This window comes from Streptococcus sp. HMSC057G03 (genome assembly GCF_001808745.1).
GTDB classification, from domain to species: domain Bacteria; phylum Bacillota; class Bacilli; order Lactobacillales; family Streptococcaceae; genus Streptococcus; species Streptococcus parasanguinis_Z.
The window spans coordinates 171,547-189,356 of the sequence record NZ_KV794418.1 but is presented as its reverse complement, the minus strand read 5'-3'; the positions used below and the strand labels follow the sequence as shown (position 1 = coordinate 189,356).

Below are 17,810 nucleotides of genomic sequence, written 5' to 3'. Positions count from 1 at the left end.
CACTTTTCTCACGGCGGAAAGTTTCAGTATATTCTTGATTCATTTAAAAAATTAGAACTCATTTTTATTTCTATGCAAGATCACTTGGCTTTTTTTCTAAAGAACTAGTTTATCTAAATAATCAAAGGACCGGAAGGTCCTTTTTGTTTCCAAACTTCTTATTGAAAAACTATTCATGTCTAGGCAAAAATATGGTAAAATGGATAAGATGTGTCTGAGATGTCTATTTCTTCTCAGACGACTACAGGTAATGGAGTAGAAAATGCAAAATAGACCTATTATTATTGGTGTTACTGGTGGTTCTGGTGGTGGAAAGACCAGTGTGTCTCGTGCCATTTTGGCTAATTTCCCGAATGAAAAGATTGCCATGATTGAGCATGATTCTTATTACAAGGACCAGAGTCATTTGACCTTTGAGGAGCGGATCAAGACCAACTATGACCATCCTTTTGCCTTTGATACGGACTTGATGATTGCGCAGATCAATGAACTCTTGGAGGGTCGTCCGGTGGATATCCCAACTTATGACTATGCTGAACATACGCGCAGCAGCAAGACCTATCGTCAGGAACCACAAGATGTTTTCATCGTGGAAGGAATCTTAGTTCTTGAAGACAAGCGCCTTCGGGACCTGATGGACATCAAGATTTTCGTTGATACGGATGATGATGTGCGGATCATTCGCCGGATCAAGCGCGATATGGAGGAGCGTGGCCGGAGTCTGGATAGTGTCATTGAGCAATACCTTGGTGTGGTAAAACCGATGTACCACCAGTTCATCGAGCCAACCAAGCGCTATGCGGATGTGATCATTCCTGAGGGCGTAACCAATACGGTTGCGATTGACTTGATCACAACCAAGATTGAAAAAATCCTCAACGAAGCGCGTGAAGGAAAATAAAAATAGGGAGAAAGAGGGAAATCGATCTCCAATCCAATAACAATAGTTGGAATTACGGAATGTCGCAGTAGTTGGTGAGACTCGTCATTCGCCTAAATGCTCGAAAGAGTTCTCAATCAATGTTGCGGGGGTGGTACCAGAAATGTTTTTAACGTTCTGTACTACTCCCTCTTTTTCCTAGGGAGAATGGAAATGAAAAGGGAGTTTCATTCGCGAACCAAGGCGTTCGCTTGTTTATTGACCATGTGTGCTGGTTTTTCAGATGCTTATACCTTTATCTGTCGGGGTGGGACCTTGGCGGCAGGCCAGACAGGGAATGTGGTCTTTCTATCGGTTGGTTTGATTGGCCAGCAGATCTCAGATGTAGAAGTAAAGTTAGCGACCATGTTGGCCTTTATGCTGGGAATCTTTTTGATGACGGTTTTGCGTCGCTTGATTGACAATTCAGTTTGGCGCCTCAGTACCTTAGTACCCTTTATCCTCACAACCTTGGTAACGGGATTTTTGCCAGCATCGGTAAAAAATGTCTTCATCGTGCCTTTTTTTGGCCTGAGTTTGGGAATCGTAGCGACCTCTTTTGGAGAAGTGGATGGCTACGCCTATAATCATTCCTTCATGACGGGAAATCTCAAGAAAACCATGGTAGCTTATGGGAATTTTGTCAGAGAAAAGGATAAGAAATTCCTTTGGGAAGCTATCTTTATGACCTGCTTGATCGGGAGTTTCGTCTTTGGGGCCATTTTTTCGACCTACTTGATTCAGTTTTATGGATTAGAGACCATTTGGCTAGTGTCCATCATCTTGACTATCTTTTTAATCTATCGTGCCATTCAATATTTTGAAGTCTTTCACTTCAATCGGCGACATGAATAGACAAATGTATCATAAAAAACTTTCCTTAGGTGAGTGCGGACGTCAGCGAACTTCTTCGAAGAAGTTCCATGACTAATTATTGAGCCTAAGGTCTCAATAATTCCGTGTGCCTGAAGCAGTTAAGCTTCAGGCACTTTTCTCACATCGGAAAGTTTAGTAATTCTTGATCAATTTAAATTAATGAGAGCTCGTTTTTATCTCTTTGTAGAATCGCTTAACTTATTTTACTAAAAATTAGTTTATCTATATTCATGAGGCTGGGACAAAAGTCCTAGCCTCTCAATTGTTTTTGGATTGTTGATCAAGACGCAGCGGTTGACTGGGCTCTACTACGCTGATTTCATCAGCTTTTACAGCCCTACTCAACTTTGCGGAGATGGGACGATGAAATCGAATTCTAACGAATGACCGATTTCTGTCCCACTCTCTTTTCTTTCGCTGTTTGAAGCTTAATTTTTGGGCAAAGATTTGGTATAATGAAAGGTATGAAACATTCGGAAAAAGAATCACAATACCAACTTTTACTGGCACAGTTAGACGCTCTCTTAACAGGTGAAAGCAATGCCTTGGCCAATTTGTCTAACGCCAGTGCCCTCTTAAATCAAGCCCTGCCTCGTTCTGTCTTTGCAGGTTTTTATTTGTATGACCAGTCAGAATTGATCTTGGGACCCTTTCAGGGGGGCGTCTCTTGTGTCCACATCGCACTTGGAAAGGGTGTCTGTGGAGAAGCAGCTCAAAAGCAGGAAACCATGATTGTCGATGATGTCCGCCAGCATGCCAACTATATTTCCTGTGATAGTCGGGCTATGAGTGAGATTGTGGTGCCTATGGTCAAGGACGGTCAGCTCCTTGGAGTTTTAGATCTGGATTCGGAGTGTGTCTCTGACTATGATCAGCTGGATCAGGAGTATTTAGAAAAGTTTGTCGCTCTCTTGATCGAAAAGACAAACTGGGACTTTAAGATGTTTGGAGTTAAGAACTAATGTATCAAGCTTTATATCGGAAATACCGTAGCCAGACCTTTGGTCAATTGGTCGGCCAGCAAGTGGTGGCACGGACTTTGAGACAGGCAGTGGAGCAGGACAAGATCAGCCATGCCTATCTCTTTTCTGGACCTCGTGGAACTGGGAAAACGAGTGTGGCCAAGATCTTTGCTAAGGCCATGAACTGTCCCAATCAAGTCAATGGGGAGCCGTGTAACAACTGCTATATCTGTGAATCCATTACCAATGGGAGTCTTGAAGATGTTATCGAGATCGATGCAGCCTCTAACAATGGGGTCGATGAAATTCGCGATATTCGCGACAAGTCGACCTATGCTCCAAGTCTAGCCAAGCACAAAGTCTACATTATCGATGAGGTCCATATGCTCTCAACAGGGGCCTTTAATGCCTTGTTGAAGACCTTAGAAGAGCCAACGGAAAACGTGGTCTTTATCCTCGCTACAACCGAGTTACACAAGATTCCAGCCACCATCCTGTCACGGGTGCAACGCTTTGAATTCAAATCCATCAAACTGCCAGATATTGTCCAACACTTGGAAAATATCCTAGCTACTGAAGGGATTGCCTATGAAGCAGATGCTGTGCAGATCATCGCCCGGCGCGCTGAAGGGGGGATGCGGGATGCCTTGTCCATTTTGGATCAAGCCCTGAGTCTGACTGCGGGTAGTGAGTTAACGACAGCAATAGCTGAAGAGATTACGGGCTCCATCAGTCTAGCTGCGCTCGATCAGTACGTGGCTGCCATCCTGGCTCATGATGCGACAGCGGCGCTGGATCAGCTGGCGATTATCTTTGATAATGGGAAGAATATGGCCCGCTTTGTCACGGACTTACTTCAATACCTGAGAGATCTCTTGATTGTCCAGACAGGTGGAGAAAATACCCACAATAGTGACTTGTTTGCGGCGAATCTCGAAGCCGATCAAGCCCGTCTTTTTGCCCTGATTGACCAGGCGACGACTAGTCTAGCGGATATCAAAAATAGTCTGCAACCGCGCATTTACACTGAAATGATGACCATTAAATTGGCTGAAAGCACGGGCCAAGTTTCTAACTCAGCAGCTGTGGAGGTTCCTTCCAATGTGCTAGCTCAGCTGGAAGACTTGAAGAAGGAAGTCGCTCAACTCAAGCAACAGTTAGCGCAATCAGGTAGCAGTCTTCCTGCTTCAAAACCGGCAGTAACTCGTCCAACCAAGTCGAGCAAGGGCTACCGTGCAGATCGAAACAAGGTCAACACGATTTTACAAGAGGCGGTTGAAAACCCAGAGTTGGCACGGACCAACTTGATCCGTCTTCAGAACGCTTGGGGGGAAATCATCGAGAGCTTGACAGGTGCGGATAAGGCCCTCTTAATCGGATCCCAGCCGGTCGCTGCCAATGAAAATCACGCTATTTTAGCCTTTGAATCGGCCTTTAATGCTGAACAGACTATGAAGCGGGACAACCTCAATACCATGTTTGGAAATATCCTCAGCAATGCTGCTGGCTTCTCGCCAGAGATTTTAGCGGTTTCGATGGAAGAATGGACCCAAATCCGGGCAGAGTTTTCGGCTAAGGCGCGTGGGCAAAAAGCGGAAGTGGTAGAAGAAGAGGAAAGTGTCATTCCTGAGGAATTTCACTTTTTATCCGATAAAATCACTCTGCAAGACGATTAATACATGAATTTTTTACTGAATCATGGTAAAATAATTTTATGAATAGAAAACAATTTGCAGTGATAGCAGTCTTTACTGCTATGGAGACTTATTTTTTCAATGAAGCGACCATGGCGGGTCAAATGCTCTTTGCATGTTTTTGGGCCCTCTTGATCTTACGCAATCTCCAGACGGCCTATATGGTGGAGAAAATTGCTAGTGCCATTGAAAAAGAAATCAGAAAGAAAAGAAAATAAAACCTTTGAAAAGAAATCCTTTTTCAAAGGTTTTTTTCTTGTTTAAAAGGCTTCTTGGCATTGCTTGCGGTAATCTCCTGGGGAGAGGCCGACCTTCTGTTTAAAAGCCTTTGTAAAGTAGGAGTAGTTGTCATAGCCCACCTGGAGGGCAACTTGGTAAATAGGGGTATCGCTTTGCGATAGCATCTCTTTTGCGGCGGCCATCCGTTTATCAGTGATGTATTTCACCAGGGTTTCGCCGGTATCGCGCTTAAACACCCGTGCTAGATGATCTGGACTAAGAAATACCATCTCTGCCAGCTTGGTGCGACTGATATCCTCCTTGTAATGGTGGTCGATGTAGTCGGTGATCCGCTGGATGAGATTAGATTGGTGTTCTAGATCAATCACATAATGGCGAGCAGAGCTCCAGTAATCCCCAATATAGGCTTCAAAAGCTTCGATAGCATGAAACCGCCGTTCGAAGAGAAATTGATGGTGTTTGTTTTGAAATAACTTGTGGGCGAGAATGCCGTTCTTGTCCAGATAAATCCCAATTTGCTGGGTCCAGTCTAGCTGGAGTTCACTCAGAGCTGAGAGCGGGATGCGATCTTGATTCTCTAAGCTATGGATGATTTGGAGGAGCTGTTCTGTCTCTAGCTGATTTGTAAAAGTGAGCGATGTCCGATGAGCAGGCTTTTGAGGTTGTGGAGCCAAAGAAGCATAGGATTGGATACTGTCCCAATGGAAGACTTGTTCCTCACTGTATTGGCAGAGTTGCAGAGCCTTCATCAAGAGCGTCTCAAGGGAAATAGTATCTGAATAGAGAAGGATAGAGGATCGGTCTAAGTCTTGCTGGATCTTCTGCTGGATAGCCTTTAGGAAGTCTGCACACTCTGCGGTCTGATTCTTTTTGAAGAGGCAGAGGTAGCGATCGGTCTGGCTTTCGATTTTACTGAGGGCGCAGTAGTTGACAGGGAAATCTAGGGAGAGATCCTTGATACAATGGCGGAGCTGCAAGCGCCAAGAAGGTACGCTGGGGTGAAAGTCTTCTTCACCTAAGTGGAGAGTGATGAGGACTAAGAGGTAGTCTTCATGCGGTTTGGGGCTATAGCCTCGTTTTGTTACTTCTTGAAGGAGCAGTTCTGCTTGAGATGGACGCGGTTTTCTCAAGTAGTCATGCCAAAATTCAGCTTCTTTTTGCCCTTGCTGGGCTAATTGGGTCGCACTCTTGTGGCGCTTGATCTTATTGAGGGCTTTTTGAATGATAAATTCTAAGCGATCTGGGTCAATCGGCTTGAGGTAGTATTCAAAACTTTGGAGTTCAATGGCTTTTTGGGCATAATTGAAATCAGCATAATTGGTGAGGAAGATCGTTTGAATGTCATATTTTTCTGACCGGACCCAGGCTAGGAGATCTAACCCACTGCCTTGTGGCATCTCGATATCACTGATCATGAGGGCAATCGGGTGACTTTGAATGATGGCTTGGGCTTGGCTCAGACTGGAGGCAGTATATACCTGCTCAATGCCCAAGGCTTCCCAATGGATGGTTTCCTGTAGGGCTTTAATGATAAAACGATCATCGTCAACGAGTAGGATATTCATGTGTGTCTCCTTTGTAGGGTTCGTAAGGAAGGCTCAGTTGGATGCGGGCCCCTCCTTGGGATCCATTTGAAAATTGAAGGGTGTAGTGATCTGGATAGAGGAGATCTAGTCGCTCCCGTGCATTGGTCAAACCAATGTGGTGGCCATCTTCTGTGACTAAGGATTTTTTCTCTGCTAGATCTTGTAAGATAGCGGAGCTAAAACCAGGACCATTATCCTGAAGGGAAATGGCAAGGTGTTGGTTTGCTTCTTCATGAATGGAAAGCTGGACGTGGAAGGAATCTTGGAAAGAAAAGCCGTGTTTGATGGCATTTTCCACAAAGGTTTGTAAAAGCAGAGGGGGAATAGCCGCATCTTTCAGACCAGGATCCCAGTCCAGGTCAAAGTGGATGCTGTCCCCATAGCGGATTTTCTGGATTTCTAGGTAATTTCGGATATGTTGGATTTCATCTGCTAAGCGATTGAAATCTTGATTGGCTTGAAAGAGGTGGCGCAAGTAGTTGGAAGTCACCTTGGTCAATTCCTCGATTTCCTTATAGTCCTTGGTCTGGAGCATGCTGTGAATCATGGAAAGCATGTTGAGGTAAAAATGGGGTCGGACTTGATTTTTGAGGTAATTGAGTTCGACTTTTTTGAGGTTGAGTTGCGCGTGGTAGGCTCGAATTTGAAGGTCTTTCATATGGATCAGAACCTGATTGAGTTTGTGATTGGCCTGATCGATCTCTAAAATCCCTTGGTCTTCGATCACATCTAGCTTGGTAGAAGCAGCATCTAGCTGAGAAAGACGCTGGGTGAGTCGTTTCATCGGTTGGATCATCCGTTGACGAATATAAAGGATCAGAATGGTAGAGAGAACGGCGATGATCAAAGGGACCAAGGAGAGAAGGGTTTCAAGTACGATATTTGTACGGAAAACGTCCCCGTAATCGACCGTCACATACAGATCAAAAGGCAGGTGGGTTTGATTGCTATCGGCTTGAATGACGGAATCTGTAGCATGGATCTGGTTGGGGCGTTCGATGGATAAGCGCCCTTTTTTTCCAATATTGAGCTTTTGCAAGGGTTTTAAAATATCCTGGGTAGAAATGATAGCATAGATAGCCTTGCCTTTGTAATGGAGGGATTTTAAGAGATAATCATGCTGGTTCAGGCTGATTCGTTGCCATTTTTGACTAGTCTTGTCTGTTTCTTTGTCATAGGTTTTAAGATGATCTTTCAATTGTACATAGTCCAGGTAGGGCAGTTGAAGACTGGAGGCATTGAAAAAATGGGGGATATCTCTTGTCTCTATGAAAAAGGTAATGGGGCTATCCATCTGGTACTGAAACTCCGTAAAATCGATCCGCAATTTTTTTAGATTTTCATGAAAATCCGTGAAATCAAGCGGGGTATTGAGCTCTGTCAAGTAGTCATTGTGACTAATAGTACTGTACATAAAACGCTCAACGGAGTGAAGCTCTGTGTTTAAGGAATCCGCATAGATATGAATCGAGTCCTCTAAATGGAGCATATTTTGGTGTTTAATAAAATTTCGGCTAATCCCACCAATCAAAAGGTTGATCAAGGTATTGACGACTAAGAGGAGAAAGAGTAGGCGCGAAAAAAATTGGATCGAGTGATCTCGTGTACTTCTGTGAATAGCTTTCATAATGAGCACCTCACATATATTATAGCACTATTTGAAAACGGATTCATGAACAAAACCGATAATAAAGTAAAAAAAATCGGGAAAGTGCATGTTTTTGTGTGGAGAAAACGGAAAAGTGGATGAAGATGCACGAAAAAGTTCTATAAAGATGGAAAGGATTCCTATAAAATAGAGGAGAAAGAAAAGGAGGGCCTTATGAAAAGCGAAGTAAATGCGAAGCAGAGCAAATTTAAGAAAAATATTCCTTTATATGTGCTGCTCCTGCCATCGATTATTTTATTGATTTTATTTGCCTATATCCCTATGGCGGGTCTAGTCATCGCTTTTAAAGATTACTCTCCCGCTACTGGGATATTTGGAAGTCCTTGGGCTGGTCTCAAGTATTTTAACCAGTTCTTCTCATCCTTCCAATTTGCAACAACCATGAAGAATACCTTGAAAATTTCTATTTACAGTATTCTGGTTGGTTTTCCCTTGCCGATTGTTCTAGCCATCATTTGCAACCAGATTCGTGTGGGCAAGTTCAAAAAAATCTTTCAAGTAACAACTTATTTGCCTCATTTTATCTCGACCATGGTCATGTGTGGGATGATTATTCTCTTTCTCTCTCCAAGTAGTGGATTGTTAGCCAATGTCCTCAAATTGGTCGGTTTAAAGATGCCTGCCCTCTTATCTAAACCAGGTAGCTTTGCGGGTGTCTATGTCTGGAGCGATGTTTGGCAACATATCGGTTGGGATAGTATCATCTATCTAGCCGCTCTATCGGCCATTGATCCGACCTTTTATGAAGCTGCGACCATGGACGGGGCGAGTCGATTGCAAAAGATTCGTCATATTGACTTACCCTTACTGTTACCAACGGCGATGATTCTCTTGATTCTCAGAGCGGGCAGTCTACTCAGTGTTGGTTTTGAAAAGGTCTTGCTCTTGCAAAATCCACTCAATCTAGCTGGAAGTGAAATCATTTCGACTTATGTCTACAAAGTGGGGATGATTAATTTTCAATATAGTTACTCGACAGCGATCGGTCTCTTTAATACCTTGGTTAACTTGATCATCTTACTGTCGGTCAACTGGTTTGCGAAACACTATACCAAGACAGGATTGTTCTAGGAAGGAGGAGAAATTGTGAAATTGTTTCAACATGCGAGAAAGACCAAGTCAGAAATCCTCTTTGATATTTTTATCTATGGTCTAGCGATTTGCTTGATTCTGTTGATTGTCTACCCTTTGTGGTTTGTCATTATAGCCTCCTTCAGTAATCCGTCTGATGTGGCAACTGGTAAGGTTTGGTTTATCCCGAGGGAATGGCGACTAGATGGCTATCAACGCTTGATTGAGCAACCTTTGTTTCTAAAGAGCTATCTCAACACCATCCTCTACACGGTTGTAGGGACCATCGTTGCCCTGGTCATTAATATCCCGGCTGGTTACGCCTTGTCGCGAAAGGACCTCTTTGCTAAGAAATGGGTCAGTGTCTTCTTTATCGTTCCCATGTTTGTCTCTGGGGGCTTGATTCCCATTTATTTGACAGTGAAACAATTGGGCTTGGTCGACACCTTCTGGGTAATGGTCGTACCATTTGCAGTATCTCCTTACAATATCGTTGTAGCTCGGACTTTCTTTAACAATAGTATTCCAGAAGGGATGTGGGAAGCCGCCCAGATCGATGGTTGCGGAACCATTCATTACTTCAGAAAGATCGTGCTCCCCTTGTCCAAGGCTATTATTGCCGTTATTGGACTTTGGACAGCAGTAGGGATCTGGAATTCTTGGTTCAATGCCCTGATTTATTTGACCAATGAAAATCTCCAACCCCTACAACTGATCCTGCGCCGTCTCTTAATTAGTAATCAAATGTTGCAATCGCAAGCAACAGGGGAGGTAGCTTCTGACCTCCGTATTAAGGCTGATATGATGAAATATGCAGCCATCGTTATCTCAACAGCACCGATTATGATGCTGTATCCATTCGTCCAAAAATACTTTAATCAAGGTGTCATGATAGGGGCCTTGAAAGAATAGGAGAAGATCATGAAAAACAGGAAATTTGCCTATCTGCTCCTGGGAGCAGCTGCATTAGCTGGCTTGACGGCTTGTGGAGCTTCCACAAATAAATCAAGCAATGACAAGAATGATGGAAATACCTTCAAGATCACGACCGTTCGTTGGTCGGATTGGGGGGAAGACTATCACAAAGGTTTTCTAGATGATTCAGCCAAGGAATCAGGTATCAAGATCAAATGGGATACCATGGTGGCTGCAGACTGGTCGGATAAGAAATCTGTCCTTGTTGCCAGTGGGGATTTACCAGACGCTTTCTTGGGATCCAATGCCTTCACGGATTCTGAAATCGCTCAGAACCAAAACATGTTCATTCCATTGGAAGACTTGATCAAGGATAATATGCCAAACTTGAACAAGGCCTTTGAAAAAGAACCAAAATTAAAAGCCATGGTGACCAACCCAGATGGTCATATTTACAGTCTGCCTAAGAAATTGCCAATGCGGCCAATCGTCGGCAACCAGCTCTTTATTAATAAGAAATGGTTGGATAACCTTGGCTTGAAGATGCCGGAAACCTATGATGAATTGGTGACTGTTTTACAAGCCTTCAAGGATAAGGATGCCAATGGCAATGGCGATGTCAATGATGAAATTCCATTTGGTTCTGGTAACTTTGATCCGACCTTCTCTTATATCTTGCCATTCAACAACCGTCTGGGTGGAGATAATACCTATGAAATGTCCGTCAAAGATGGCAAACCGGTCTACCTCCGGACGGAAGAAAGTTATAAACAAGGGATAGCGGCGATGCATGAAGCCTACAAGAAAGGCTTGATCGACCCTGAACTCTTTACAGAAGATACTTCTATGTCTGTTGCTAAACGGATGGACAAGGGCGTGGCGCGTGTCGGTGTGTCAAGTGGTTGGACAGCAGATGCAACCTTTGGCCAACATGCCAGCGAATATGCTCCTCTTCCAGCATTGAAAGGCCCTGATGGCAAACAATATGTCATTTCTGATCCAGATCATTTGAACTATGGACGCAATGAAATCTTGATCACGAATAAGTGCAAGGACCCTGCAAAATTGCTCAAATGGTTGGATAAATTCTACACGGATGATGCCAGCATCCAAAACTTCTATGGCTCCTTTGGCATTGCGACTGAAAAAGATGGTGACAAGTACAAGGTTTTGGCTCCAAAAGATGGTAAATCAGCCGATGAATGGGCTTGGATTAATTCCCTTCGTGACTTTGGACCAAAATATGTGTCAGATGATATCAATAGCCATGTCGACATCGACCAAACACAGGGTGATGGCCTCAAATTGAAGATGGACAAAGAATTAAAACAATACGCTTTGCCAGCATATCCAAATGTCATCTACTCTCAAGAAGAATTGAACAAATTGTCCTCTATTTATGTCGATATCAACTCCTATGTTACCCAACAAGCTTCTAAATGGGTAGTCGAAGGGGGCGTCGAAAAGGATTGGGACGATTACAAAGCAACATTGAAGAAGATGGGCATTGATGACTTTATGAAGATTCAACAGGATGCCTATGATCGTTACCAAAAAGAAGTGAAGTAACAGGAGTCTAAATGGATTCAAGTAAGTAACTCAGGGGCCTAAAGCCCCTGAGTGCTTCCTTGGAGGAAGTGGAAGAAAATAGAGATGAAGAACAAGGAGAAGAAGATGCAAAAATTATTTTCATTGGATGGACGCTTGGTCAAGACCTTGACCCGGTTGACAGACATCATTATCTTGAACACCTTGTTTATCGTTTGCTGCCTTCCGATTTTCACGATCGGTGCATCGCTTACCGCTTTAGCAACCATGTGGCACCGCTTGTTGAAAGGGGTAGATACGGATCTCGTCTTTCATTTTTTCCGAATCTTTCGAGCTAATTTCAAGCAAGCGACGGTGATTTGGTTGACTTGCCTAGGACTATCAGCCCTTCTTTATTTGGATTACTGTCTTTTTTCAAATACGGCGCTCTTAAGTGAGTATGGGATTTGGATTTTGCTTCCCTTTATCGTTCTTCTATGTGGAGGGATGACCTTGATCTTCCCTTATATCGGCCTCTTTGAAGACCCTACAAGAAAGGTCTGTCTGAATAGTTTCCTCATTGCTCTTTTAAATCCAATTCAAACCATCTTTCTTATCTTCTTCAATCTGGCAGTAGTTTATATCAGTCTTAGTAGTCCTGAACGGTTACTGACAGCTATTTATCTCTTTACCTTTGGTGGTTTCGCCTTGTGGAGCTTCTTAAATGTTCGACTGACCAATCAGATCTTTTCAAAGATCCAAGAAGGAGGAGTCTTTGAAAAATAAGGTCAAGCAAGTGGGACGCATATTTTCCTAATATTATTTAAATCGAATAAAGTTTCCTAGAAAATCTAGGAAATTTTTTCTATTTCATAAACATTTCACATTTCTTTTCTATAATAACTATAACAAATGATGAAAGCGCCCATATTGCATTGCTGTGGGCTTTGAAATGGAGGGTGAGTTCATGCTCTTACAACAGGCAATCGCCTATATTTCTCGAAAAAGAACGAGGAATCTGGTTCTCTTTCTGATTCTCCTCTTGATCCTCTCTTGCTTGTATTTCTGTTTTTCACTGATGCAAGTGGGAGGAAGACTGGAGGAACATATCAAGCAGTCGGCTGGGACCAGCTTTGCCCTGACCAGTAAGCAGGGGGATAGGCCCTTTGCTCTAAAGGAAGCTGAAAAGGTGCAGCAGCTAGCTGGGGTGGGAGCCATGGTTCCCCAATATGAAAGTCCCGTTCGTATTCTTGGTAAAGAAGCGGTGACGGGACAGCAGTCGGTAGAACGGGATGATCTGGGGCAGGAAGCCAAGCAAGCGCTAGGCGCTGTCTTTACCCAGAAGACAAACCAGCACCTGGATTTCCGCAGTGGCAGTTTTCAACTGGTGCAAGGCAAGCACTTATCCGACAAGGCTCGCGGCCAGATCTTGATCCACGAAGAGTTGGCTAAGAAGAATAAGCTAAAGGTCGGAGATTCCTTGACCTTATCCAGCTTTCAGATGGGAGAGACTCCTGCCAAAGAGCAAACCTTTAAAATCGTTGGGATCTTTTCGGGTAAGAAACAGGAAAAATTCACAGGAATGACCTCTGATCTGAGTGAGAATCAAGTCTACCTCCCTTATGAGGATGCGACCAAGCTTCTTGGTCTCAGTCAGCAAGAAGTGACCCAGGTCACCTTTGGCGTCAAAGATCCTGAGAAAATCGATGCCCTCTTGAAGCAAGTCAAAAGCTTGGATCTGGATTGGCAATCGCTACGCGTGGTCGAAGATCGCAAGGCCTTTGACCAGATGAAGGAATCCTCTCAGACCCTAGAAGGCCTGGTGCGGATCATGATGATCGTCCTCCTAGTGACGGGAGCCGGTGCCCTATCGCTCTTACTCAGTCTTTGGACACGGGAGCGGATCCACGAAATCGGGGTCCTCTTATCCATTGGGAAGAGCAAGGGCCGGATCTTTAGACAGTTCCTCTTGGAAGTGGTGCTGGTATCCTTACTAGCGGTGATCCCAGCCTTTCTCATCGGGCGGATGGTCAGCCATCGTTTCTTAGAGCAGTTTGTCGGACAGACCGGTCAACAGCAGACCCTAGAATTACTCAACCAAATCCCTCAAGGCCTTTCCTTAGGAATCGCTTATGCTAGCCTCTTGTGCTTGATCCTTCTGTCGCTCGGTGTAACGACCAGCATGATCTGGCGCAAGAGTCCAAAAGAAATATTAACAAAAATGAGTTAAGGAGAAATGACACCTATGTTAGAACTCAAACATGTATCCTATAGTTACCAAAGCTACCAAGAAGAGATCTTCTCAGACGTGAACTATCAGTTCGCAAATGGGACTTTTTACAGCATTATCGGTCAATCTGGAGCAGGGAAATCAACCCTCCTCTCCCTCTTGGCCGGACTGGATAATCCTAAGAAGGGGCAGGTTCTCTTTGATGGGGAGGACATCCAAACCAAAGGTTCTAGCTACCACCGCAAGCACCATGTCTCCCTAGTCTTTCAGAATTACAATTTGATTGATTATTTGACGCCACTGGAAAATGTCCGCCTGGTCAACAAACAAGCTGGGAAAGACATTCTCTTGGAATTGGGGCTGGACGAAACGCAAATCAAACGCAATGTTCTTCAATTGTCTGGAGGGCAACAGCAACGGGTGGCTATTGCGCGTGCGCTCGTTTCAGAAGCACCAGTCATCTTGGCAGATGAGCCGACAGGAAACTTAGATGAACAGACAGCGGGTGACATCATTGCCATTTTGAAGAAGTTGGCCAAGGAACGCCAAAAATGTGTCATCGTCGTCACCCACAGTAAGGAAGTGGCAGAGGCCTCCGATGTGGTCTTGGAATTGAGTCGCCGTAGCCTCGTTGAGAAGAGCAAGTAAGGAGGGAATGCTATGTTGCGAAATGCTTTTGCTTATATCACACGTAAATGGCCCAAGTCTCTCTTGCTCTTTGCCATCATTCTCCTCATGGGGACCTTGAGCTTGATCGGACTCTCGATGAAGGGTGCAACCCAAAAAGCTTCATCGGAAAGCTTGGGATCCATCACCAATAGCTTCTCCATGCAGATCAACCGCCGGACCAATCCAGGAACCCCTCGGGGAGCTGGGAATCTCAGAGGAGAAGATATCGAAAAAATCAGCCAGGTAGAGGGGATCACCTCCTCCATCAAGCGGATCAATGCTATCGCGGATATCCTAGACCACGAGATTATTGAGACCGAAGAAACCTTACAAAACCAATCTCCAGAGCGGGCTAAACACTTCAAGAATACCTTGATGGTGACAGGGGTCAATGACTCTTCAAAAGAAGATAAGTTTGTCTCTGGAGCCTACAAACTGGTCCAAGGGGAGCATTTGACGGATAAAGACAAAAACCAAATCCTCATGCATGAAGATTTGGCGAAAAAGAATGGTCTCAAGGTAGGCGATAAGGTGCGCCTCAAGTCCAACCTCTATGATGCTGACAATGAAAAAGGGGCCAATGAAACCGTTGAAGTGACCATCAAGGGTCTGTTCTCAGGAAAAAACCAAGCTCCTCTAACTTACGCCCAAGAATTGTACGAAGATACACTCATTTCTGACTTGGATACAGCTGCCAAACTCTATGGCAATACTGTTCAAACAGCTACCTATGAGGACGCAACCTTCTTTGCCAAAGGGGATCAGGATCTGGATGCCTTGATCGAAAAAATCAAAGCCTTGGATATCCCATGGAATTACTTTGACTTGGTTAAGAGCTCTTCCAACTACCCAGCCTTGCAAAAATCCATCAGCAGTATGTTCCAAGTGGCGGACTACTTGTTTATCGGCAGCCTCGTCTTTGCTAGCTTGCTTCTCACCCTTCTCCTTGTCTTGTGGCTCAATGCCCGTCGCAGAGAAGTGGGTATCTTGCTGGCTCTAGGGCTTTCCAAAGTGCAGATTGCAGGGCAATTTGTGGCAGAATTGGTCATGATTTCCATTCCAGCCTTCCTCCTCTCCTATGGAGTCGCAGGTCTTCTTGCCAAAGCCGTGGGAGATACGGTGCTTAAAAACGTCACCAGTGGCATTGCCAAACAAATGGCTCAAGAATCCTCTGCAGCCAACCTTGGTGGAGGAGCTGAGGCGGAAAGCTTCAGTAAGACCCTGACAGATCTCCATATGGACATCCAACCGAGCCAATTGCTGGTGATTGTTTTGGTCGGTGGGCTTCTCTTGATTTTGGTATCCATCCTTTCTTCACAATGGCTCTTGCATAAGAAACCAAAGGAACTTTTGGTGGATGTCGAATAAGAGATTGTTTCCTAAAATAGAAATAGGGTATAATAGGAGGTAGAAGTTTCTTAGATAAAAAGGAAAGTGTATGAAGATACTAATCGTAGAAGATGAAGTCCTGATTCGAGAAGGGATGAGCGACTATCTCATGGAATGTGGCTATGAGGTCTTTGAAGCAGGCGATGGACAGGAGGCCCTGGACCTCTTTCACAGAGAAGCGCCAGATCTAGTCTTACTGGATATCCAACTCCCCATTCTCAATGGCTTGGAAGTCCTCAAGACCATTCGCAAGACCAGCTCAGTCCCTGTCCTCATGTTGACGGCCTTCCATGACGAGGACTATAAGTTGACGGCTTTTGGAGAGTTGGCAGATGGCTACCTGGAAAAACCCTTTTCCTTGTCCCTCTTGAAGGTCCGTATCGAAGCTATTTTTAAAAAGCTCCAGCCTTCCCGAGTCTTCACCTATGGAGAGGCACGGGTGGATTTTGAGAGCTACACAGCCAGCCTAGCAGGGCAAGCCATCTCCATGAATGCCAAGGAGTTGGAAATCTTGGAATACTTGCTCCAGCATGAAGGCAAAGCCCGGACCCGCTCTCAGATCCTCGATGCCGTCTGGAAGGAGACAGAGGAGATTCCTTTTGACCGGGTGATCGATGTCTATATCAAGGAACTACGAAAAAAACTAGAGCTAGACTGTATCGTCACGGTACGCAATGTCGGCTATAAATTGGAGAGACCATGACCAAACGGAGTATCTTTGCAAAGATCTTTCTGATCACCTTTGCCCTTTTCAGTAGCTTAGTCATCCTTCTACATGCTTCGGTTTACTTTATTTTTCCATCGACCTATATCGAGTCTCAGCGCCAGACGATTTTGAAGAAATCACAGGCCTTGGCTAAGAGTTTTCAAGGCCAGGAAGAAGGAGCCATTGAGTCGGTCATCGACCTATATTCCAAGACCAATGATATCAAGGTCTCAATCAAGGGCAAGGAAAAACAAAATGCCCTAGAGGTCAAGGATGACTTGCTCCTAAACCCTGACAGCCAGAACAATTCTCTGGTTATTGAAGAGCGAAAAATTCAGACCAAAGAGGGGAAGGACTTGACCTTGCAATTCTTAGCAACTGTCGATTCCCAAAAGGAAGCGCGGGACATCAGTCTGGGCTTTCTTCCCTATAGTCTCCTCGCTTCCTTTGTTCTGTCATTGCTTGCCTCCTATCTCTATGCCCGCATGATTTCCGCTCCGATCCTTGAGATCAAGCAGATGACCAAGCGGATGAAACGGCTGGATCGGACAGCTAGTCTTCCCATTCATTCGCAGGATGAGATTGGCGTTCTCAAGCAACAGATCAACGACCTCTATCACCATCTCCTAGAGGTAATCGACAATCTAGAGCAGCAGAAACAGGAAAATCTGAAGTTGGAGCAGATGAAGGTGGAATTCCTACGTGGGGCTTCGCATGAGCTCAAGACGCCTCTGGCCAGCTTGAAGATTATCCTAGAAAATATGCGGGATAAGATTGGCCGCTACAAGGACCGGGACCGCTACCTGGCGGTCTCCCTCGATATCGTCGATGAGATGAACCAGATCGTCCTAGAAATCCTGTCCCTGTCCTCTGTCCAAGAATTGGCGGGTGACAAGGAGTGGATCCAGTTGGATCAAGTTTTAGAGCAGATCCTCGACCAGTACAAGGTCTTGGCTCAATCCCGCGCGCTCACGATTGACAATCAAATCCCTGATAAAGCAGTTTATATGGACCCAGCCATTCTGAAATTGGTCCTCTCAAATGTCATCAGCAATGCCGTTAAGCATTCGGATGAAGGTGGAGAGATCCAGCTCCGGCTCGAAGAGGAAGGGACGCACTTGGCGGTTGAAAATACCAGCCAGGAAATGGTAGAGACCGCTGAGCTGCCAATGACCGCTAGTCGCCAGAAGAAGGAAGGTGGTCTGGGACTCTTTGTGGTCCAACACTTGTTAGACCATGAAGAACTGGCCTACCAATTTGATAAAACGGCTATGGGCCTACGCTTCCGTATGGAACTGCCCAAAGATCCATAAGAATAAAAAGAGGCTGGGACATAAGTCCTAGCCTCTCAATTATT

Annotated in this window: 16 protein-coding genes; 14 read left to right on the top strand and 2 right to left on the bottom strand. The window is 44.8% G+C overall.

Annotation, left to right across the window (positions count from 1 at the left end):
• The first annotated feature begins 262 nt into the window (after window positions 1–262).
• The 5 genes from udk to HMPREF2686_RS02890 all read left to right on the top strand — a co-directional run bounded on the left by udk (window position 263) and on the right by HMPREF2686_RS02890 (window position 4,669).
• Window positions 263–901, top strand: a complete 639-nt coding sequence (gene udk / locus HMPREF2686_RS02910) for a uridine kinase (protein WP_003002524.1) — start codon at window positions 263–265, stop codon at window positions 899–901.
• Window positions 902–1,093: 192 nt separating this feature from the next.
• Window positions 1,094–1,774, top strand: coding sequence for a YoaK family protein (locus HMPREF2686_RS02905; RefSeq protein ID WP_070449143.1), 681 nt, complete (start codon window positions 1,094–1,096; stop codon window positions 1,772–1,774).
• Between the two features lie 485 nt (window positions 1,775–2,259).
• A complete protein-coding gene (locus HMPREF2686_RS02900; protein WP_070449165.1) occupies window positions 2,260–2,757 on the top strand; it encodes a GAF domain-containing protein in 498 nt (165 codons plus the stop codon).
• Window positions 2,757–4,433 (top strand): DNA polymerase III subunit gamma/tau, encoded by a 1,677-nt coding sequence (dnaX, locus tag HMPREF2686_RS02895; protein ID WP_070449141.1) that lies wholly within the window; start codon window positions 2,757–2,759, stop codon window positions 4,431–4,433. Before HMPREF2686_RS02900 ends, dnaX begins: the two co-directional genes overlap by 1 nt.
• Window positions 4,434–4,471: 38 nt before the next feature.
• Window positions 4,472–4,669, top strand: a complete 198-nt coding sequence (locus HMPREF2686_RS02890) for a DUF3272 family protein (RefSeq protein WP_003002577.1) — start codon at window positions 4,472–4,474, stop codon at window positions 4,667–4,669.
• 42 nt (window positions 4,670–4,711) lie between these two features.
• Here HMPREF2686_RS02890 and HMPREF2686_RS02885 read toward each other — a convergent pair whose 3' ends face one another.
• Window positions 4,712–6,256, bottom strand: a complete 1,545-nt coding sequence (locus tag HMPREF2686_RS02885) for a helix-turn-helix domain-containing protein (protein WP_049506184.1) — start codon at window positions 6,254–6,256, stop codon at window positions 4,712–4,714.
• Window positions 6,237–7,904 (bottom strand): sensor histidine kinase, encoded by a 1,668-nt coding sequence (locus tag HMPREF2686_RS02880; RefSeq protein ID WP_049506182.1) that lies wholly within the window; start codon window positions 7,902–7,904, stop codon window positions 6,237–6,239. Before HMPREF2686_RS02880 ends, HMPREF2686_RS02885 begins: the two co-directional genes overlap by 20 nt.
• Window positions 7,905–8,099: 195 nt before the next feature.
• On the opposite strand from HMPREF2686_RS02880, the gene HMPREF2686_RS02875 reads away from it, so the two are divergent.
• The 9 genes from HMPREF2686_RS02875 (at window position 8,100) to HMPREF2686_RS02835 (ending at window position 17,766) form a co-directional block, all read left to right on the top strand.
• Complete coding sequence (locus tag HMPREF2686_RS02875; protein ID WP_070449138.1) at window positions 8,100–9,017, top strand: ABC transporter permease; 918 nt, start codon at window positions 8,100–8,102, stop codon at window positions 9,015–9,017.
• A gap of 15 nt (window positions 9,018–9,032) precedes the next feature.
• Window positions 9,033–9,929, top strand: a complete 897-nt coding sequence (locus tag HMPREF2686_RS02870) for a carbohydrate ABC transporter permease (RefSeq protein WP_014713543.1) — start codon at window positions 9,033–9,035, stop codon at window positions 9,927–9,929.
• Window positions 9,930–9,938: 9 nt separating this feature from the next.
• On the top strand, window positions 9,939–11,501 hold the full coding sequence (locus HMPREF2686_RS02865) for a type 2 periplasmic-binding domain-containing protein (RefSeq protein WP_031575601.1): 1,563 nt from the start codon (window positions 9,939–9,941) through the stop codon (window positions 11,499–11,501).
• Window positions 11,502–11,606: 105 nt separating this feature from the next.
• On the top strand, window positions 11,607–12,245 hold the full coding sequence (locus HMPREF2686_RS02860; protein ID WP_070449136.1) for a YesL family protein: 639 nt from the start codon (window positions 11,607–11,609) through the stop codon (window positions 12,243–12,245).
• A 181-nt stretch (window positions 12,246–12,426) separates the two neighbouring features.
• Window positions 12,427–13,689, top strand: coding sequence for an ABC transporter permease (locus HMPREF2686_RS02855; RefSeq protein ID WP_070449134.1), 1,263 nt, complete (start codon window positions 12,427–12,429; stop codon window positions 13,687–13,689).
• Between the two features lie 6 nt (window positions 13,690–13,695).
• Window positions 13,696–14,337 (top strand): ABC transporter ATP-binding protein, encoded by a 642-nt coding sequence (locus HMPREF2686_RS02850; RefSeq protein ID WP_061591156.1) that lies wholly within the window; start codon window positions 13,696–13,698, stop codon window positions 14,335–14,337.
• Between the two features lie 12 nt (window positions 14,338–14,349).
• A complete protein-coding gene (locus tag HMPREF2686_RS02845) occupies window positions 14,350–15,726 on the top strand; it encodes an ABC transporter permease (RefSeq protein ID WP_049475284.1) in 1,377 nt (458 codons plus the stop codon).
• 70 nt (window positions 15,727–15,796) lie between these two features.
• A complete protein-coding gene (locus tag HMPREF2686_RS02840) occupies window positions 15,797–16,450 on the top strand; it encodes a response regulator transcription factor (protein ID WP_009731294.1) in 654 nt (217 codons plus the stop codon).
• Entirely contained in the window at window positions 16,447–17,766 is a 1,320-nt protein-coding gene (locus HMPREF2686_RS02835; RefSeq protein ID WP_070449132.1) for a sensor histidine kinase, read from the top strand. The genes HMPREF2686_RS02840 and HMPREF2686_RS02835 overlap by 4 nt, the downstream gene beginning before the upstream one ends.
• The last annotated feature ends 44 nt before the right edge of the window (window positions 17,767–17,810 follow it).